This window comes from Breoghania corrubedonensis, assembly GCF_003053845.1.
In the GTDB taxonomy this organism is placed as follows: Bacteria; Pseudomonadota; Alphaproteobacteria; order Rhizobiales; family Stappiaceae; genus Breoghania; species Breoghania corrubedonensis.
The window spans coordinates 1582736-1600953 of the sequence record NZ_QAYG01000001.1 but is presented as its reverse complement, the minus strand read 5'-3'; the positions used below and the strand labels follow the sequence as shown (position 1 = coordinate 1600953).

Sequence of the window (18218 nt, the reverse complement as noted above, 5' to 3'; positions counted from 1 at the left end):
CCATTTTAGGGCAGAGATCGGGATGTACGCCGGCCTGCCGGAGCTTCGCGGGGCGCCGTACCACAGGCCTCAGCCCGCATTGAACAACATCCCGCGCGGCGACAGAATCGGGGACTTGAACGACATGAGCGAACCGACCTTCACGTTCACGGATACCGCCGGAGCGGCGATGCCTGGACAGGCGGCCAATGGCGCTGCTGACCTCATCAAGGATGCGACCACCGCCACCTTCATGACAGATGTCATCGAGGCGTCCCAGCAGGTGCCTGTCCTCGTCGATTTCTGGGCGCCGTGGTGCGGCCCCTGCAAACAGCTCACACCGGCACTGGAAAAAGTCGTTCGCAAGGCCGGCGGCGCCGTGCGACTGGTGAAGATGAACATCGACGAGAACCCGGAAGTGCCCGGTCAGATGGGCATTCAGTCGGTTCCCACAGTCGTCGCCTTCTCCGGCGGGCGCCCCGTCGACGCCTTCGCCGGCGCTGTGCCGGAAAGCCAGATCCAGGCATTCATCGAAAAGCTCGCGGGGCCGGTCGGTCCTTCCGAGACGGACATGATGCTGGAACAGGCTGATGCCATGCTGGCGGCCGGTGACATCGGCAATGCCGGGCAATTCTATGCGGGGGTTCTCGGCCGTGAGCCCGAGAACGTTGTCGCCATCGCCGGACTGGCCCAATGCCAGATCAAGGCCGGCGATCTTGATCGCGCCCGCCAGGTTCTGGAAACCGTTCCGCCTGAAAAGGCTGGCGATCCCGCAATTGTCGCCGCCAGGGCAGCCATCGATCTTGCGGCACAGGCGGAAGACGCAGGCGATCTCACCGAGCTTCAGCGCGCGGTCGCCGCAGATCCGGAAGATCATCAGGCCCGACTGGATCTGGCCGTGGCCCTTTCCGCTCACGACAAGAAGTCAGAGGCGGTCGACGCCCTTATCGAGATCGTGCGCCGCGACCGCTCCTGGAACGACGAGGCGGCGCGCAAGCAGCTTCTGCAATTCTTCGAGGCCTGGGGCTTCAAGGACCCGGCCTCCGCCTATGGACGGCGCAAGCTCTCCGCGGTGCTGTTCTCCTGACTGGAAAGAGACGCGCCGCTGCCTTTTGCGGGGCCAAGTGCGGGACGGCGGAGACAACAACGGATCGGCAACATCATGTATGCAGGTAACAAGCGCTATGACGGCCCGGCCGATCTCCCGCAGATCATCCCGGTATTTCCGTTGCCTGGAGCCTTGTTGCTCCCGCGCGGAGAACTTCCGCTGCAGATTTTCGAACCGCGGTATGTCGCCATGATCGATGCGGCGCTGGCCGGTGACCGGCTGATCGGGATGATCCAGCCTGTCTTCGCGACGAAACCGGAGGAACTGTCGGGTAATCCGGAGCTATGCAAGGTCGGATGCGTCGGACGCATCACCGCCCTGGTGGAGTCCGGGGACGGGCGCTATCACGTGACCTTGACGGGCGTTTCCCGCTTCCGGCTCATTGAGGAAATCGACCGCAAGGTTTCCTACCGTCAGGCCCGGATCTCTTTTGACGAGTACGCCGGTGATCTGGGAGAAGCCGACGGTGGTTCCGTCGATCGCACGGCACTTCTCAATACGCTCAAGGCCTATCTGGAGGCCAACAATCTGGAGACCGACTGGGACAGCATCCGCAAGGCTTCCACGGAGATACTTGTCAATGCGCTATCGATGATGAGCCCCTATGGCCCAGCCGAAAAGCAGGCACTTCTGGAAGCGCCGGACCTGAAAGCGCGGGCGGATACGCTGATCGCCATCACCGAGATGGAACTGGCGCGCAGCAGCGATCCGGGTTCGACGCTGCAATAGGGGCAACGAACCGCCCTGCGAGGGGTTTAACGGCGGCGGGCGATGGATGACCGTCCGCGCATGAACGAGTTAAAAGGGGACAACACATGACCGATGCGCAGGCGAACACCATCGATCGCAAGCTTCTGGAAATCCTGGTTTGCCCGGTCACCAAGACAACGCTGGAATATGACAGGGAGAAGCAGGAATTGGTCTCCCGCGCCGCCCGCCTTGCCTACCCGATCCGTGACGGCATCCCGATCATGCTGCCAGACGAAGCCCGAGCGCTGGAAGACTGAGCGCGCAGGCACGCGAAATCACGAAAAAGCCCGGCCATGGAGCCGGGCTTTTTCTTTCAAGCATTCTCATGATGCGCAAATTACGCGTGACGCGCTTCAGCGCGTCGGCACCGGCGTTTCGCCGCGATAATCATAGAAGCCGCGTTGCGTCTTCCGGCCCAGCCAGCCAGCCTCGACATATTTGACGAGCAGCGGACACGGGCGGTACTTGCTGTCGGCCAGCCCTTCATAGAGCACCTGCATGATCGACAGACAGGTATCGAGACCGATGAAGTCCGCAAGCTGAAGCGGCCCCATGGGATGGTTGGCACCGAGCCGCATGGCCGTGTCGATCGCCTCCACCGAGCCGACGCCCTCGTAAAGCGTGTAGATCGCCTCGTTGATCATCGGCAGCAGGATGCGGTTGACCATGAAGGCGGGGAAGTCCTCGGCCACGGCAACGGTCTTGCCGACCCGGGCGACGAACGCCTTGGACGTCTCGAAAGTCTCGTCTTCGGTCGCGATCCCGCGCACCAGTTCCACCAGTTCCATGATCGGCACGGGATTCATGAAATGAATACCGATGAACCGCTCAGGCCGGTCGGTGGATGCGGCGAGCCGCGTGATGGAGATCGATGACGTGTTGGTCGCCAGGATCGCTTCGGGCTTCAGCGACGGGCAGAGCTGGGAGAAGATCTTGCGCTTGACCTGCTCGTTCTCGGAAGCCGACTCTATGACAAGGTCGAATTCGGCGAGGTCGTCCAGCTGCGGTGCCGCTTTGATCAACGCAAGCGCGGCGCGGCTCTGCTCTTGCGTGATCTGGCCCTTGGAAGCCTGGCGATTGAGATTGCCGGTGATGGTCGCGAGCCCGGATTCGATCCGCTCCTGGGAAATGTCATGCAGACCCACCTCGTAGCCGGCCAGCGCACTGACATGCGCGATCCCGCTACCCATCTGGCCGGCACCGATAACGCCGACCTTCTTGATCTCGACAACCATGGTCTATCCCGGTCTCTCCAGAGCGGCGGTGCCACCCTAACCTTGTTCACGGCGGCAAGCACCGCCTTCCGTCGTGTTTGAGCGCTATTACTTACAGGCATGGCCGGCGAGAGCAAGCGTCACGCCGGCCATTGGTTTCGAATTCGCCCCCGAACACCACGCGATGCGCAGGCCGGGGCCGCGAGATCGGGCTTCCGGATCAGCCCTTGTCGAGCTCGGCCTCGAGCTGCGGCAGGATCTCGAAGAGATCGGCAACCAGGCCGTAGTCGGCCACCTGGAAGATCGGCGCCTCCTCGTCCTTGTTGATCGCGACGATCACCTTGGAATCCTTCATGCCGGCCAGATGCTGGATGGCGCCGGAAATGCCGCAGGCGATGTAGAGATCCGGAGCGACGACCTTGCCGGTCTGGCCGACCTGCCAGTCATTCGGCGCATAGCCCGCATCGACGGCCGCCCGCGAGGCGCCAACAGCGGCGCCCAGTTTGTCGGCCACCGGAACGATCACCTCGTCGAACTTCTCCTTGGAGCCAAGCGCACGGCCGCCGGAGATGATGATCTTGGCGGCGGTCAGTTCCGGACGATCCGACTTGGAAAGCTCTTCGCCAACGAAGGAGGAAAGAGCCGGGTCGGCCGGCGCGCTGACGTCCTCGATTGCGGCGGAACCGCCTTCACCGGCCGCCGCGAACGATGCGGTGCGCACGGTGATGACCTTCTTGGCATCGTCCGACTTCACGGTCTGGATGGCGTTGCCGGCGTAGATCGGCCGCTGGAACGTATCCGAAGCCTCAACCGAGATGATCTCGGAGATCTGCATCACGTCGAGAAGCGCGGCCACGCGCGGCATGAAGTTCTTGCCCGAGGTCGTCGCCGCCGTGACGATGGCGTCGTAGCCATCCGCAAGCGAGACGACCAGCGCGGCCATCGGCTCTGCGAGTTGATGCTCCAGCGCGTCGGCATCCGCAACCAGAACCTTGGCGGCGCCGTCGAGCCTGGCCGCCGCTTCCGCGGCAGCCTTGCAGCCCTTGCCGGCGACGAGGACATGCACGTCCCCGCCAATCGCCTTGGCGGCGGTCATCGCCTTGGCGGTCTGGTCGGAAAGGCTGGCATTGTTGTGATCGGCCACAAGAAGCGTGGTCATTGGTCCTACTCCTTCTTGGGTCCTTAAAGCACGCCGGCTTCGTTCTTGAGCTTGGAGACGAGCTCCGCGACGTCGGCGACCTTGACGCCCGCCTGACGAGCCGGTGGCTCGTTCGTGGCGACGACGGTCAGGCGCGGCGCGGTATCGACGCCATAGTCGGATGCCGCCTTCTCATCGATCGGCTTCTTCTTGGCCTTCATGATGTTCGGTAGCGATGCGTAGCGCGGCTCGTTGAGACGCAGATCGGCGGTGACGATCGCCGGCATGGTGAGCTTCACCGTCTGCAGTCCGCCGTCGATTTCGCGCATCACCTCGACGGTGCCCTCACCAAGATCGAGCTTGGAGGCGAATGTGCCCTGCGACCATCCCAGAAGGGCGGCCAGCATCTGGCCGGTCTGGTTGCAATCGTCGTCAATGGCCTGCTTGCCGAGGATGACCAGTTCGGGCTTTTCCTCGTCGACGATGCCCTTGAGGATCTTGGCGACGGCGAGCGGCTCGACCGTGTCATCGACCTTGACCAGAATGCCGCGATCGGCGCCCATGGCAAGCGCGGTGCGGATCGTTTCCTGGGCCTGCTGCGGGCCGACGGAGACGACGACGATCTCGTCCACCTTGCCTGCTTCCTTAAGACGGATCGCCTCCTCGACGGAAATCTCGTCGAACGGATTCATCGACATCTTGACGTTGGCAAGATCGACTCCCGAGCCGTCCGACTTGACGCGGACCTTGACGTTGTAGTCGATCACCCGCTTGACGGGCACCAGCACTTTCATGGGTTGTTGACCTCCGCATTACCCGCCACCTGATTGGCGCGGGGGGCGCGCCGGAATTGTGCAACCGGCTGTCTGTGGATTGGCCGGAACCGGCCGGAAATAGCAGGGCTCGGCCCCGACGTAAGTTCGGCGGGACGGTACTGGGGCCTTTGGAAGGTGTCAACGTTTGCGGTGCAGCAAAGCGTAAAAAACCGGACCCCTTCTTATTCAAAACCGTAGGGGGTATTCCCTAATCCTATCGCCTCGCCGTAGCGCTTCCCGACCTCCCCCGCACCTGCCGAGGCCGGCCGCGATCATCGCGCGCGATCGAAAAGCGCAACACCCGGTCGCCGCATCACCAGAATGAGAAGTGCCCCCGCCGCGAGCCCGCCGATGTGGCTCCACCACGCGACGCTGTCGTCACTGATCTGAAGAACCATGACGATCTGGAAGACGATCCAAGCGCCGAGCACCCAATAGGCGCGAAGCGGCACTGGAATACGGCCGAGCAGCAACACCCAGATGCGAACGTGCGGATGCAGCATGAGATAGGCGGCGACGATGCCTGCTATCGCGCCCGACGCACCGATCATGGGAGCCGCGGAAGCAGGCAGCATGGCGATATGCAGAAGCGCGGCGGCAATCGCGCACAGCAGATAGAACGCCAGGAACCGCACATGTCCCAAGGCATCCTCAACGTTGTCGCCGAAGACCCAGAGAAACAGCATGTTGCCGCCCAGATGCCAGAAATCGCCGTGAACAAACGCGTATGTGACGAGCGTCAGATATCCCAACCCCGGCAGTGCATCGGTTCCAAACAGCGCGGGAACCGCACCGAAGCCGAATGCCGCCGCCGCGACGCTCGGCGCCTCACCGCCGGCTTCCAGTATCAGGAAAACCAGAACGTTGACGACGATCAGCACCCAGGTGACGTATTGGCGACGCACATAGGTTCTCGGGTTCTGGTCGTAAAACGGAATGAACATGAGATCTGATCGAAACCTCTTGCGATCTGGCCCCGGTCGCACGATGCGATGTGCCGGGGGAAGTCGTCAGACATTGCGGCGAAGCCGCCCGAACGGCAGGAGGCTTGCGAGAAACAGCACGAGCGCGGCGACCACCACCGAGGGACCTGACGGCGTGTCGGCTTCCATCGACAGGCCCAACCCGCCAATGACCGCGAGAACACCGATGATCGCGGCCAGAACAGCCATGCTTTCCGGTGTTGCGGCAAACCTGCGGGCCGCAGCAGCCGGTATGACCAGCAACGACGTGATCAGCAGGATCCCGACGATCTTCATGGCGATCGCGATGACGGTAGCGACCAGCAACATCAGAACGAACTTGTAGGCGGCGACCGGCACGCCCTCCGCTCGCGCCAGGTTTTCATCGACGGTGGCGGCGAGCAACGGTCGCCAGACATAGGCGAGAACCGCCAGAACCAGCAATCCGCCGCCCCAGATGACGGCCAGATCAAAGCGCCCGACGGCCAGGATATCGCCGAAGAGGTAAGCCATCAGGTCGATCCTGAGCCAGGCCATGAAGGCAACCGTCACCAGACCGATGGAAAGGGCCGAATGCGACAGGATGCCGAGCAGCGTATCGGACGGGATCGCACGCTGGCGCTGGAGAGCGAGGAGCACGAGCGCGATCGCGAGCGAGACCACGAGGACAGCAAATGTCGCATCGATGTCGAGAAGGAAGGCGAGCGCGATGCCGAGCAGCCCGGCATGCGCCATTGTATCCCCGAAATAGGCCATCCGCCGCCACACGATGAAGCAGCCGAGCGGGCCGGCGACCAGCGCGACGCCAATGCCTGCGAGAAACGCACGGACGAGAAAATCATCAAGCATCGCCACGCTCCGTCTCGTGCTCGCCGTGACTATCGACCGCTCCGGAAGGGGTATGGTGGTCGTGCCCGTGATCATGATCGCCCGGGCACGATCCGTCGAGCGCATGGGCGTGATCGTGGTGGTGCTGGTAGACGGAGACGGCTTGCGCCGCGCGCGGTCCGAACAGCTTGCGGTATTCCGGGCTGGAGGCGACCGTCTGCGGCACCCCGGAACAGCAGATGTGCCGGTTGAGGCAGATCACGCGGTCGGCTTCGCGCATCACCACATGCAGATCGTGCGAGACCAGCAGGATGCCGCAGCCGTGGGTGCGACGGATACCCGATATGAGCTCGTAAAGCGCGATCTCGCCGGTAAAATCAACCCCCTGCACCGGCTCGTCCAGCACCAGAAGACCGGGATCGCGCAGAAGAGCGCGCGCCAGCAGTACCCGCTGCATTTCCCCGCCCGACAATGTCTGCACGGCCGCCTGCATAAGGTGTCCGACGCCGGTTTCTTCCAGCGCAACCAGGACCTCGGCACGCGAAGCCCGCACGGTCAGCGTCATCAGCCGCGACACGGTGAGGGGCATCGTCCAGTCGAGATGGAATTTCTGCGGCACATAGCCAATCCTGAGCCCCGGCGCCCGATGCAGGGATCCGGCATCCGGCGCCTCAAGGCCAAGCACCGTCTTCACAAGCGTGGTCTTTCCACCGCCGTTCGGACCGATCAATGTCACGATCTCACCGCGCGACACGGTCAGATCGACGTGCTCGATCAGCCACCGACCCGAGCGGTGAACGCCGAGATTATGCGTTTCGACAAGCAACGCGCCCGTCCTGAAGCTTGGAGTGGCAGCCGCTTGGGCCGTCTGTGTTCTCATTCCCTGTTCTTCCGTCGAATCGGTCTTGCGCGCAAGACCGCAGGCCGCGCCGCAGCGCTCTCGGGAGATTGCTCAGCCCGCCGTTCCGAGCAACCGGGATCTTGCGCAATTCCTGTGCGCGCCGGAATCCCGCCATCTGACGTCGGCGGATCTCCGGCAGGCATACCCCCCGACATGCCCCCGACATCCCCCTTGACTGACGATGCGATTATGTATCAGTTACGTTATAACATTACATATCAAAGTGTGGAGTATGCCGCATGAGTTTTCGTCCGGCCCCCTGGGGTGCCACGATCGCGACCCTGATCGGCCTCGCCGCAATCACCCTTCCCGCCGCCCATGCGCAGGTGCCGAAGGTCGTCACGTCGATCAAGCCCGTCGACGCATTGGTCGCCGGCGTCATGGGAAAGCTGGGAACGCCGCGTCTGCTCGTCCAGGGCGGGGCATCGCCGCATTCCTACGCCCTGAAACCGTCCGATGCCCGGGGGCTCGATGAGGCAAACATCGTCTTCAGGGTCAGCGAAAACCTCGAAACATTCCTCAATCATCCGCTGGAAACGCTCGCCGGCAAGGCGACCGTCGTGGATCTGGCCGAGGCCGACGAGGTCAAGACGCTCGGCTTTCGCGAAGGCGCGGTGTGGGAGGAGGACGAACATGCTCACCACGATGAGGCCACCCACGACGACGCGGCGCACAACGGGACCGATCACGCGAACCACCATCACGACCATTCGGGCATGGACCCCCATGTCTGGCTCGATCCGGCCAACGCGCGCGCAATGGTGGACGCCATCGCCGACACGCTGAAGACGGCAGATCCGGAAAACGCGGACACATATGCCACCAATGCGGCGGAGTTGAACGGCCGGCTGAGCGCCCTTGAAGCGAAGATCGCTGCCGAACTGGCTCCCGTGCGCGGGCGCCCCTTCATCGTCTTTCACGATGGCTACCACTATTTCGAGCACAAGTTCGACATCGAGGCCTCCGGCGCCGTCGCAGTCGATCCCGAACATCAGCCCGGCGTCGCGCGGGTTCGGGAAATCCGCGACCGCATCGTCGCCTCGGGCGCGATCTGCGTTTTCGCGGAACCCCAGTTCAGGCCGCAGCTTGTGGCGACCCTGATCGACGGCACCTCCGCGCGCGCCGGCGTGCTCGATCCACTTGGGGCGGACGTGAAGCCGGGGCCTGGCGCCTACGAAGCGATGATGGAGAACCTGGCCAAAAGCCTCCACGACTGTCTCGCCGGCTCCTGAGGCCCCGTCAGCCAGGTCTTCACCAATCCGGATTGCCGATCCGGTTCCCCGGTGCATGGCCGGGGCGGGCGGGTGGGAGCGGCGCGGACCCCGAGACGTCGCCCCGCCCGCCTTTCTCTTCTCCTTGCCGGCACCGAAGAGAGCGCGAAGGACAAGGTTGCATGGCAAGCCCCTTCGCGAGAGCGGATCGAAACCCTATATTGCGGACAACACGGCGGCACGAACTCGGACTTGAGACCGAGCCTCGGCGCCGCCTATCCGTTTCGCGCGAAGGAATATCTGATGTCCGCAACCTCTTCCAACGAGAGCCAGATCCCGGTCACCGTGCTGACCGGCTATCTCGGCTCCGGCAAGACGACGCTCTTGAACCGCATTCTGACCGGCAACCACGGCAAGCGCTACGCGGTGATAGTCAACGAGTTCGGCGAAATCGGCATCGACAATGATCTGCTGGTGGAATCGGACGAAGAAATCTTCGAGATGAACAACGGCTGCATCTGCTGCACCGTGCGCGGCGACCTGATCCGCACGGTGGAGAACCTGATGAAGCGGAAGGGCTCGTTCGACGCCATCCTGGTGGAGACCACCGGTGTCGCGGATCCCGCCCCCGTCGCGCAGACCTTCTTCATGGACGAGGACGTGCGCCAGGCCGCCAAGCTTGACGCTGTGGTGGCCGTCGTTGATGCCAAACATCTGCCCCAGCGCCTGGAGGATACCGAAGAAGCCGCCGACCAGATCGCTTTCGCCGATGTGATCCTGCTCAACAAGACCGACCTCGTCTCGGCCGAAGAGCTTCAGTCGGTGGAGGCCGCAATCCGCGCGATCAACCCCTACGCGGTGGTGCACAAGACGGAACGCTGCTCGATCGATCTTTCCAAGGTGCTCGACCGCGGTTCCTTCGATCTCGACCGGATTCTCAGCCTGGATCCACATTTCCTTGAGGAAGAAGAGGACCACGTTTGTGGGCCCGATTGCGATCACGATCACCATCACCATGGTCATGACCATCATCATCACGATCATGACCACGACCACCATCATCACCACGACGAGGATCCGCATGGCGTGAAGAGCATCGCTCTTCGCGCCGGTGAACTCGACCCGCAGAAGTTCTTTCCCTGGATCCAGCAGACGACGCAGCTTCAGGGCCCGAACATCCTCCGCCTAAAGGGTATTCTCGCGTTTGCCGGTGACGACGAGCGCTATGTGGTGCAGGGCGTGCACATGATTATCGAGGGCGACCACCAGCGGCCCTGGAAGGATGGCGAGAAGCGCGAAAGCCGCCTCGTCTTCATTGGCCGCAACCTGCCGGTGGATATGCTGGAAGCCCACTTCGCGGCGTGCGCGGCCTGAGGGCGGCGAAAGCCTGACGATGGTCTGTCGGAGGCAACCTCCGGGAGGCCATCGCAAGCGGCCTTTGGCCCGCCCATCGTCGTTTCCGGGACTATCGGCAGATCGATACCAACGGGCTCGCGAAACCGCTTCAGGTCTTGCGAAAACGGCGAAGGGCCGAATCCAGTCGCTTCGCCCCTAGCCGGGCGATATCGCGTGCAACGATATCCCCTTTCGCGGACAGGAGGCGGGCACTCGACAAGCCGCCGCCGGCGACCACGAGGGTTCCGAAGGAAGCTCGTTCGCGCCACAGGTCATCGATGAGAGAGGGCGCGCGGCCGGCCAGCGAATCCACCTCCACCAGCGCGTCGTGATGAAAGTAGTTTTCCATCGCGGCCAGCACCACCTGCAGTCCGGGAGAATTGCGCGCCTGCGTCTCGTCGAATGCCGTTTTCCAAGCGTAGGCGCGCGGACCATCACGAAACGAGATGACGGCCGCAATCGTCCTGTCATCGAGACGGAGCCGGTCCAGCATCAGGCACCCGGCTGCGGCCAGTTGCTCCACCGCCTTGCGGGCGAAGGTCGCGAGGTGGGGATTGCTCGCGATCGCCGTGCCGGCCTCGCCTTTCCAACCCGCCTGCTCCAACGCCAGAAAATCTTCAAACACCGCTGCCGCATGGACGCCGCGCAAGTGATCGCGCACGAGATGGCCCTGCCCCTTGAGGCGGCGGTATCCCTTGGCATAGCGCCGTCGCCGTTGGCTGGAAAAATGCGAGAGATAACTTGCCATCGAACCGTGCACCGCAAGCACGGGACGCTGATAGGATGATGTTTGAGCGACCTTCAGACCCAATGCCTGGGCTCCCGCACGAATGGCTTCGGCCACCGTCCCGTCAAGCCTCTGCTCGGGCAGGGCCAGCAGCGGCCCCGTCTGCATCATCAGCATGCGGAGGAACTTGGTTGCGGCGGCTTCGGCGCAATCGGGTGCGAGCAGCGGCGTTCCCAGCGGCGCGTAGGCATTTGTCCAGACAAGAGGAGCAGACCGGGAAAGCCCCAACTTGCGATGCCCCGTTGGAGCAAAGGCGACGAGTTGCCCGCCAACGCGCCGACGCACGGCAGCAATCGAGACAACCGCCGGCTCGGCATAATGCAGATAGGGAAGCAGGAATTCCGGGCGAAAGAACGGATTGGGTTCCATCGCCTGATCGGACAATGACTGCCACGCGGAGGTCTCGGCTTCGGCCTCCACCAGTGTCATGAACAGGGGCTCGAACGGACTGACCGTGGACGGTGCTGCGAGCGATGTGGTTTCGTCGCCCGGCAAGGTCGGGTCACTCTCCATGCGTCGTCCTCTTCCCGCTGCGGTGGCCAGTCCAGATGAAGGAACTTATGCCGAGGCGCCTTCGTGCCACCCAGAACAGGCTCGAGGCCTCGAAACACATTGAAATACTTGTGGCAAGTGCCGCTCCGATCAAGCCAAAATACGGGATGAGCGTGACGTTGAGCGCAACATTGACGGCAAAGGCCCCTGCGTAAGCGACGGCGCACCGTTTCTGTTCGCCGGCCATGGTCAGCAGGGCATCGACAGGCCCCACCGCGGCGCGTGCCAGAACGCCGACCAGCAAGAACGCCAGAATATTGTGGCCGCCGGCGAAATCACTGCCAAAGAGTCTGAGGATATAGCTTCCGAAAACAAGGAGAAGGCCGGCGAAAAGCAGCGAGGGCCAGAAGGTCCAGCCGACCGACTGGCGTACATAGACGGCAAGGCCCTCGTGGTCGCCGCTGTGGTGCAGCCGCGAATAGCGATGGGCGGACGCGGCCTTGACCGCGAAATAGACGAAATGAACGAGCGCCAGCGTCTTTGCCGCCGCGTAATAGACGGCGACTTCGCCCGGCGGCTCGAAATAGCTGACCATCAGCACGTCGGCGCTGGTAAGCAACGTGAAGAAGCCCTCGACAAGGAAAATCGGCAGCGACAGGCGCATCCAGTCTCCTGGTGCCCACCGCGCCGGTCCCGGCCCCACCAGATGGCGCAACCGCCGATCCATGGAGATCTTCTGATAGAGCGCGGCGACCCAGGTCGCCAGGATCGCGGCCAGACAGGCTGTCGTGGCCGTGTGCGGCAAACCCGTCAGACTGGCGACGAGAACGACGACGAGGATCAGGAACGGTCGCCAGATATAGGTCGGCATGATCGCCAGATCGCCCCAGTCGCGCGAGCGCGCGATCCCCTCCTGCACATCGGTAAGAGTGAACATCGGCAGGCACAACGCGGCGAGATAGGCCGGAACGATATAATAGTCGGGAACGTGACCGGAGGAGAACCAAACGACGGCCATCGTTACCAGCATGAGAGCCGTTGCGGAAACCATCGCAATGGTGCGACTGGCGGAGAGAATGCCGCGCAGCAGATCCAGCCGATCGAACGCGAGGTATTCCGGGATCAACCGTTGGACCGAGGAATTGAACCCTAGCGGCGCGATGACACCCAGAACGATGACGATCGTCCACACGACGACATAGATGCCGTATTCATGGCTCCCCATCCATCGCGCCAGAAAGACCTGCAGGAAATAGGCAAGCGCGGCACCGAAGACACGCACACCGAACGTGAAGAGAGCCATCCGCTGCGCCTTGGCGGAATCTCCCTTGCCGCTGACGATATCGCGCGCACGGCGGGAAACTCCGCTCACGGAGAGCTTCCGGCCTCCTTTCTGCGGATGGTCTGGCTCTCCCGGATCTGGCTCCGGCTTGCGCGAACCCTTCACACGGCGCCCCCCGGTGCGCAGCATCGTCCTCATGAACCGCCCCTGCTTCTGAAGCCGGCGAGCCCCGTTCGCAGGCCGGAAATCCGACACCGGGCGTCGCATCATCCCCCGGACGGGAATGAGAAACCGCAGGCCGTCAGTTCCATCACAAGTGCCACAGGAGGCTTAATTTTCCGTCTCCCGAGAGCGTCTCCCTCTGCCGTGAAGAGGACCGAACGCCCATTCAAACCAGGATCAGAACAGCGGACTCATCTGCGCAATCGGAATGAAACCGATGCGAATGCCGCCACCACGGAAAGTGAGCTTGGCGCTCACGGCCGCCTGCCCCGCCAGCTCCGTCTTTTGGCCGAACCCTGTCAGCGCACCCTGAAACGCGGCAGGGATCGCCGAGTCCGGCGGGTAGAACGGGCGGACGAGATCCGCGATCTCCTCCGGCTCGACGGCCGTAACCTGAAGATCGCCTTCGAAATATCCTTCGGCCCCGAGCGTCAGAACACCGGTGGCCGTGATCTTCGCGCGATCGCGGGCCAGATAGGCCTCTCGAACCTCGATCGGCATCCCCACCAGTGCCATGACCCGCTCGCGTCCCGAGAGCCAGTCGCGACCGTCCGGCATACGCAACAGAACGCCGGCATCGAAGGGATCGGCATTTCCGAAGGGTCCTTCGAAAGAAGCCCGGTCCAGCGTCATGGCGACATCGGCCGCATCCGGCTCGTCGGGTGTCTTGCGAACATGAACTTCCGCCCGTGCGCCAGCCGCCTGCTGAACCCCGAAGCTCCCCTTCATGGCGGCGTCGAAACCCTCGAACGACACGGCGGCAGCCGAAACCGCGTTTTTCTTGAAGATCAGGCTTGCGTGCCCGACATTCCAGCGGCCGGTGAGCATGAAGGGAAAAGGCGCGAGCCTAGCGGAGAAAGGCGCATCCGCTTCCATGATGATGTGGCGCGGATTGTAGATGAGCGCGACGGCACGGAACGCGCCGCCTGACACCTGTCCGCCATCCGCCAGAAGCACATCGACCTTGTTGCAACGCACTTCCATCCGGAACGGATAGCCGCCGATCGTTCGATCCGCACAGACGACCTGGGTACCCATGCGCGCCAGGTCCCCGAGCGCAAGATCGAGCCGGCGCTCCACTTCCCCCGCCGCATAGAACCAGAACCCGGACCATCCTCCCACGACCACAAGAACGGCGAAAAGGAGGAAAACGTAACGCTTGCGCATAGGTGGTTCCTGATTGGGGACGAAATGCGGACAACGCGATCCGCAAGGATGTGGGCTCATCCATGGCGCCGCGAGGCGGCAGCATCATGGCTGCGCGAGCAATAGCAAATTCGCGCAACGAAACAACGCCCGACAGCGCTGCCATGCATGGACCGGAACCGTGCCCCGTGCTTGCGCCGATCATCCGTCGCTGTTAGAGCGGCGAACTTACGAAACGGGATGCAGGGTGTGGCATGGAAGATCTGTGGGTATTCGGCTATGGCTCGCTGATGTGGCGGCCCGGCTTTGAACATACCGAGGTCGTTCCCGCCCTGCTGCGCGGCTTGCACCGTTCTCTTTGCGTCTTTTCTTGGGTTCATCGCGGCACTCAGCAACAGCCGGGCCTCGTCCTTGGCCTCGACCGCGGGGGCGCCTGCCGCGGCCTTGCCTTCCGGGTCGAGGCGCAACGCCGTGACGAGGTCGTCACTTATCTGCGCGACCGCGAACAGGTGACCATGGTCTACCGCGAGGTGCTGCGCGATGTGGTTCTCGACGGTGGGCGGCGGGTCAGGGCGCTCGGGTATGTGGTGGAACGCGCCCACGAGCAATATGCCGGCGCGCTACCGCTTGAACGCCAGCTCGAAATCGTGCGGCGCAGCCACGGCCAGTCCGGCCCGAACCGCGACTACGTGCTGAACACCGCCGATCACCTGAGCGACCTCGGCATCCGCGACAGCCATCTGCACTGGCTCGCCGAAGCGCTGAGGCAGGGCGAATGAGGCAATAGGCCGAACGGACGGGCGGAAACCGAAAGACCGGGGTTCAGATCTCGCGCTTCAGCGGCCGGGACATGAGCACCTGCAGCGCCTCGTCGACGGAAAGCCCGCCCGCCAGCACCGCGGCCACGGCCTCACAGATCGGCAGTTCCACGCCACGACGTTTGCCGAGTTCAACGGCGACAGGCGCGGTGTGGACACCCTCCACGAGCTTCGTCCCCGGAGCGGTCAGTTCGGCAACGCTTCTGCCGCGTCCGATCTCGATGCCGAAGGCCATGTTGCGCGATTGCGGCGAGGACGACGTGAGCACCAGATCTCCGAGCCCGGATAACCCGGTCAGCGTTTCGGTACGCGCACCCATGGCCTTCGCGAGACGGGAAAGCTCCGCAAAGCCGCGCGCCGTCAGTGCCGCCTGGGCGCTGGCCCCAAGTCCCCGCCCCACGATCGCGCCGCACGGGATCGCGAGCACGTTCTTCAAGGCGCCGCCAATCTGCACGCCAATCATGTCCGTGGACGAGTAGGGCCGGAAACTGTCGCTCGCGAGAGCGCGGGCAAGGTTGTCGGCAAGCCCCGCATCGTCGGCCGCGATCGTGACGGCTGTCGGCAGACCCTTTGCGACATCGCTTGCAAAGCTAGGGCCCGAAAGAACGGCGGCGGCCGCTTCCGGCAGCGCATCGGCGAGGACATCCGTCAACAGTGCGCCACTTCCGTGCTCCAGCCCCTTTGCGCAAAGAACGACCGGGATTCCGGCACCCAGATATGGCTTCATCTGCAAGGCCAGCGCGCGGGTGGTCTGCGCCGGCGTGACCAGCAGAACAGCGTCGGCCTCAAGCACCTCCGCAAGATCGTTGGTCGCATCAAGCGCGGGATCGAGCTTGATGCCCGGGAGCCGCGGCGTCTCGCCGGAACGATTGATCGAGGCGACGGCGTCGCGATCGCGCGCGTAGAGCTTCACTGTCCGGCCGGCCCGTGCGGCAACCAGCGCCAGCGCGGTGCCCCATGAGCCACCGCCGACGACACCTATCCTGTCAAACTTCATACCTTCGCCCCCTTGCGTCCTTCACCCAGCATCGGTTTGGCCGTCGCATCGAGCGGCCATCGTGGCCGTGGGCTGACGCTCAGCGGATCGATCAGACCGAGGACAAACCGTTCCGCTCCGGCCCAGGCGATCATCGCCGCATTGTCCGTACACAAGTGTATCGGCGGCGCCACAAGCCGCGCACCAGTCGCCCGCGCCGCCTCATCGAGCCCCTGGCGAAGACGTGTATTTGCCGCAACACCGCCGGCGATCACCAGCACCGGTTCCACATCCGCAAACATCTGCGCAAATTCCTCAAGCGCGCGCTTCGCCCTGGAGGCGACCACGTCGGCAGCCGCTTCCTGGAAGGAGGCGCAAAGATCGGCGACATCCTGATCGCTGACCGGAGCGGCCCGTTCCGCCGCGACGCGAACCGCGGTTTTGAGCCCGGCGAACGACATGTCGAGGCCGGGACGGTTGAGAAGTGGGCGCGGCAGATTGAAACGCTTTCCGTCACCCGAACGCGCCGCCTTTTCCACGGCCGGCCCGCCGGGATAGGGCAGTCCCAGCAGCTTCGCCGTCTTGTCGAAGGCCTCGCCAAGCGCATCATCGATCGTTGAGCCAAGACGGACGTAGTCGCCCACGCCACGCGCCAGAACGAACTGCGTATGCCCGCCGGAGACAAGCAGCATGAGGTAGGGAAAGGCGACGCCGTCGGTCAATCGGGCCGTCAGCGCGTGGGCTTCCAGGTGATTGACCGCGATGAGAGGCTTGTCGGCGGCAAGCGCGATGGCCTTGGCGGTCATCAGTCCGACGATGACACCGCCGATGAGCCCCGGCCCGGCGGTCGCGGCAACAGCGTCGAGGTCGGCGAAACCGATGCCGGCCTCCTCCATCGCCAGGCGCACGATGCCGTCGAGCATGGCGATATGAGCGCGCGCCGCGATTTCGGGCACGACCCCGCCGTACAGCGCGTGATCGTCGATCTGCGAGCGGACCACGTTCGACAGGATCTCGCCGCGTCCATCGGCCTTGCGCCTGACGACTGCAGCGGCGGTCTCGTCGCAACTTGTTTCGATGCCCAGAACGAGTGCCGGGACGGATTTTCTTTGCAGTACCGGGTTTTCTCCGGCTTGCGGATTGGACATGGCGCCATCGGGCCTTATCATTGCGGCTGTTCTGCCGGTGAGGCCGGCCCACCATCGCCGCTAAATTGTCCGGCCTCCATGGGTCGGGGCAGAGCGGCCCTAACCCGGGATCATGATCATTGCAATCGAAACCTGTCCGGATCGGTACGCGCGGCAGTGCGCTCGCACTCGCCCAGGCCCACGAGACCCGTGATCGCCTGATGAAGGCGCACGACCTTCCTCAGGAAGCCTTCGAGATCGTGGTCATCAAGACGTCGGGCGACAAGATTCTCGACCGGCCGCTGGCCGAAGTTGGCGGCAAGGGTCTTTTTACCAAGGAAATCGAGGACGCGCTCTATTCCGGCGACATAGATCTGGCGGTCCACTCCTCCAAGGACATGCCGACGGTGCTGCCCGACGGTCTGGAAATCTCCGCCTTCCTGCCGCGCGAGGACGTGCGGGACGCATTCATCTCGCCCAAGGCGAAGACGCTGGCCGACCTCCCGCAGGGCGCCGTCGTCGGTTCCGCGTCGCTGCGACGGCAGGCGATCGTCAAGCGTCTGCGCCCAGATCTGGAGGTCGTCACCTATCGCGGCAATGTCCAGCGGCGGCTTCAGAAGCTCCAGGAGGGGGTCGTGGATGCCACGCTTCTGGCCTACGCGGGACTTCGCCGCCTCGGGATGGCGGATGTCGTAACCTCCGTTCTCGATGAGGATTCCTTCCTGCCGGCCGTCGGTCAGGGCGCCATCTGCATCGAAAGCCGGATCGACGACGAACATGTCGCGACGCTGCTCGCGGCGATCCACGATGAGGAAACCGCGATCTGCCTTCGCAGCGAACGCGCCTTTCTGAAGGAGCTCGACGGCTCCTGCCGTACGCCGATTGCCGGCCTTGCCCGTGTCGCCGAAGGCACCGTGGTGCTGCGCGGCCTCATTCTGAAACCCGATGGCAGTGCCGCGCACGAAGGCGTGCGTGAAGCCCCCAGCGACGACGCCGTCGAGATGGGTGCGGAACTCGGCCGTACACTGAAGGCGGAAGCCGGACCGGGGTTCCTGACCCTTTCGTAA

Annotated in this window: 18 protein-coding genes; 7 read left to right on the top strand and 11 right to left on the bottom strand. The window is 63.6% G+C overall.

The annotated features are described in order from the left end of the window. Positions 1–124: 124 nt before the first annotated feature. The 3 genes from trxA to C8N35_RS07060 all read left to right on the top strand — a co-directional run bounded on the left by trxA (position 125) and on the right by C8N35_RS07060 (position 2094). Positions 125–1066 carry a thioredoxin gene (gene trxA / locus C8N35_RS07070; RefSeq protein WP_428977090.1) on the top strand — a complete coding sequence of 314 codons (942 nt, stop codon included), beginning with the start codon at positions 125–127 and terminating at the stop codon, positions 1064–1066. Positions 1067–1141: 75 nt separating this feature from the next. Beyond that, the gene (locus tag C8N35_RS07065) at positions 1142–1816 is read left to right on the top strand and encodes an LON peptidase substrate-binding domain-containing protein (protein ID WP_107988817.1); all 675 of its coding nucleotides are present in this window, start codon (positions 1142–1144) and stop codon (positions 1814–1816) included. Between the two features lie 86 nt (positions 1817–1902). After that, positions 1903–2094, top strand: a complete 192-nt coding sequence (locus tag C8N35_RS07060) for a Trm112 family protein (protein WP_107988816.1) — start codon at positions 1903–1905, stop codon at positions 2092–2094. 96 nt (positions 2095–2190) lie between these two features. Here the strand turns inward: C8N35_RS07060 and C8N35_RS07055 are convergent, their stop codons facing one another. The 6 genes from C8N35_RS07055 to znuC form a co-directional block, all read right to left on the bottom strand. Further along, positions 2191–3072 (bottom strand): 3-hydroxybutyryl-CoA dehydrogenase, encoded by an 882-nt coding sequence (locus tag C8N35_RS07055; RefSeq protein ID WP_107988815.1) that lies wholly within the window; start codon positions 3070–3072, stop codon positions 2191–2193. Between the two features lie 199 nt (positions 3073–3271). Next, the gene (locus C8N35_RS07050; protein ID WP_107988814.1) at positions 3272–4210 is read right to left on the bottom strand and encodes an electron transfer flavoprotein subunit alpha/FixB family protein; all 939 of its coding nucleotides are present in this window, start codon (positions 4208–4210) and stop codon (positions 3272–3274) included. 23 nt (positions 4211–4233) lie between these two features. Beyond that, the gene (locus C8N35_RS07045; protein ID WP_107988813.1) at positions 4234–4983 is read right to left on the bottom strand and encodes an electron transfer flavoprotein subunit beta/FixA family protein; all 750 of its coding nucleotides are present in this window, start codon (positions 4981–4983) and stop codon (positions 4234–4236) included. Between the two features lie 293 nt (positions 4984–5276). After that, the gene (locus C8N35_RS07040) at positions 5277–5948 is read right to left on the bottom strand and encodes a rhomboid family intramembrane serine protease (RefSeq protein ID WP_107988812.1); all 672 of its coding nucleotides are present in this window, start codon (positions 5946–5948) and stop codon (positions 5277–5279) included. 66 nt (positions 5949–6014) lie between these two features. Then, positions 6015–6815, bottom strand: coding sequence for a zinc ABC transporter permease subunit ZnuB (znuB, locus tag C8N35_RS07035; protein ID WP_107989144.1), 801 nt, complete (start codon positions 6813–6815; stop codon positions 6015–6017). Next, positions 6808–7674, bottom strand: a complete 867-nt coding sequence (gene znuC, locus C8N35_RS07030; protein WP_107988811.1) for a zinc ABC transporter ATP-binding protein ZnuC — start codon at positions 7672–7674, stop codon at positions 6808–6810. The genes znuB and znuC overlap by 8 nt, the downstream gene beginning before the upstream one ends. A gap of 260 nt (positions 7675–7934) precedes the next feature. Between znuC and C8N35_RS07025 the strand changes: the two genes are divergently transcribed. Then, positions 7935–8927 (top strand): zinc ABC transporter substrate-binding protein, encoded by a 993-nt coding sequence (locus C8N35_RS07025; RefSeq protein ID WP_107988810.1) that lies wholly within the window; start codon positions 7935–7937, stop codon positions 8925–8927. A gap of 282 nt (positions 8928–9209) precedes the next feature. Further along, positions 9210–10280, top strand: coding sequence for a CobW family GTP-binding protein (locus tag C8N35_RS07020; protein WP_107989143.1), 1071 nt, complete (start codon positions 9210–9212; stop codon positions 10278–10280). 130 nt (positions 10281–10410) lie between these two features. On the opposite strand, the gene C8N35_RS07015 is transcribed toward C8N35_RS07020, so the two are convergent. The 3 genes from C8N35_RS07015 to C8N35_RS07005 all read right to left on the bottom strand — a co-directional run bounded on the left by C8N35_RS07015 (position 10411) and on the right by C8N35_RS07005 (position 14251). Further along, positions 10411–11601, bottom strand: coding sequence for a GNAT family N-acetyltransferase (locus C8N35_RS07015; protein WP_107988809.1), 1191 nt, complete (start codon positions 11599–11601; stop codon positions 10411–10413). Next, positions 11591–12952 (bottom strand): lipopolysaccharide biosynthesis protein, encoded by a 1362-nt coding sequence (locus C8N35_RS07010; RefSeq protein WP_210203402.1) that lies wholly within the window; start codon positions 12950–12952, stop codon positions 11591–11593. Before C8N35_RS07010 ends, C8N35_RS07015 begins: the two co-directional genes overlap by 11 nt. A 309-nt stretch (positions 12953–13261) precedes the next feature. Beyond that, positions 13262–14251: a DUF2125 domain-containing protein gene (locus C8N35_RS07005; RefSeq protein ID WP_170122034.1), complete on the bottom strand. Its 990-nt coding sequence runs from the start codon at positions 14249–14251 to the stop codon at positions 13262–13264. A gap of 233 nt (positions 14252–14484) precedes the next feature. Here C8N35_RS07005 and C8N35_RS07000 point away from each other — a divergent pair, with 233 nt between their 5' ends. Beyond that, the gene (locus tag C8N35_RS07000; protein ID WP_107988807.1) at positions 14485–15009 is read left to right on the top strand and encodes a gamma-glutamylcyclotransferase; all 525 of its coding nucleotides are present in this window, start codon (positions 14485–14487) and stop codon (positions 15007–15009) included. Positions 15010–15052: 43 nt separating this feature from the next. Here the strand turns inward: C8N35_RS07000 and C8N35_RS06995 are convergent, their stop codons facing one another. Both C8N35_RS06995 and tsaD read right to left on the bottom strand, forming a co-directional pair. Beyond that, positions 15053–16045, bottom strand: a complete 993-nt coding sequence (locus tag C8N35_RS06995) for an NAD(P)H-dependent glycerol-3-phosphate dehydrogenase (protein ID WP_107988806.1) — start codon at positions 16043–16045, stop codon at positions 15053–15055. Beyond that, entirely contained in the window at positions 16042–17172 is a 1131-nt protein-coding gene (gene tsaD, locus C8N35_RS06990) for a tRNA (adenosine(37)-N6)-threonylcarbamoyltransferase complex transferase subunit TsaD (RefSeq protein WP_107988805.1), read from the bottom strand. Before tsaD ends, C8N35_RS06995 begins: the two co-directional genes overlap by 4 nt. Before the next feature lie 119 nt (positions 17173–17291). On the opposite strand from tsaD, the gene hemC reads away from it, so the two are divergent. After that, complete coding sequence (hemC, locus tag C8N35_RS06985) at positions 17292–18218, top strand: hydroxymethylbilane synthase (RefSeq protein ID WP_107988804.1); 927 nt, start codon at positions 17292–17294, stop codon at positions 18216–18218.

What these genes read in the sequence shown, in the direction of transcription:
- trxA (WP_428977090.1), top strand. Translation starts at nt 125, where the DNA reads ATGAGCGAACCGACCTTCACGTTCACGGATACCGCCGGAGCGGCGATG.
- C8N35_RS07065 (WP_107988817.1), top strand. Translation starts at nt 1,142, where the DNA reads ATGTATGCAGGTAACAAGCGCTATGACGGCCCGGCCGATCTCCCGCAG.
- C8N35_RS07060 (WP_107988816.1), top strand. Translation starts at nt 1,903, where the DNA reads ATGACCGATGCGCAGGCGAACACCATCGATCGCAAGCTTCTGGAAATC.
- C8N35_RS07055 (WP_107988815.1), bottom strand. Translation starts at nt 3,072, where the DNA reads ATGGTTGTCGAGATCAAGAAGGTCGGCGTTATCGGTGCCGGCCAGATG.
- C8N35_RS07050 (WP_107988814.1), bottom strand. Translation starts at nt 4,210, where the DNA reads ATGACCACGCTTCTTGTGGCCGATCACAACAATGCCAGCCTTTCCGAC.
- C8N35_RS07045 (WP_107988813.1), bottom strand. Translation starts at nt 4,983, where the DNA reads ATGAAAGTGCTGGTGCCCGTCAAGCGGGTGATCGACTACAACGTCAAG.
- C8N35_RS07040 (WP_107988812.1), bottom strand. Translation starts at nt 5,948, where the DNA reads ATGTTCATTCCGTTTTACGACCAGAACCCGAGAACCTATGTGCGTCGC.
- znuB (WP_107989144.1), bottom strand. Translation starts at nt 6,815, where the DNA reads ATGCTTGATGATTTTCTCGTCCGTGCGTTTCTCGCAGGCATTGGCGTC.
- znuC (WP_107988811.1), bottom strand. Translation starts at nt 7,674, where the DNA reads ATGAGAACACAGACGGCCCAAGCGGCTGCCACTCCAAGCTTCAGGACG.
- C8N35_RS07025 (WP_107988810.1), top strand. Translation starts at nt 7,935, where the DNA reads ATGAGTTTTCGTCCGGCCCCCTGGGGTGCCACGATCGCGACCCTGATC.
- C8N35_RS07020 (WP_107989143.1), top strand. Translation starts at nt 9,210, where the DNA reads ATGTCCGCAACCTCTTCCAACGAGAGCCAGATCCCGGTCACCGTGCTG.
- C8N35_RS07015 (WP_107988809.1), bottom strand. Translation starts at nt 11,601, where the DNA reads ATGGAGAGTGACCCGACCTTGCCGGGCGACGAAACCACATCGCTCGCA.
- C8N35_RS07005 (WP_170122034.1), bottom strand. Translation starts at nt 14,251, where the DNA reads ATGCGCAAGCGTTACGTTTTCCTCCTTTTCGCCGTTCTTGTGGTCGTG.
- C8N35_RS07000 (WP_107988807.1), top strand. Translation starts at nt 14,485, where the DNA reads ATGGAAGATCTGTGGGTATTCGGCTATGGCTCGCTGATGTGGCGGCCC.
- C8N35_RS06995 (WP_107988806.1), bottom strand. Translation starts at nt 16,045, where the DNA reads ATGAAGTTTGACAGGATAGGTGTCGTCGGCGGTGGCTCATGGGGCACC.
- tsaD (WP_107988805.1), bottom strand. Translation starts at nt 17,172, where the DNA reads ATGTCCAATCCGCAAGCCGGAGAAAACCCGGTACTGCAAAGAAAATCC.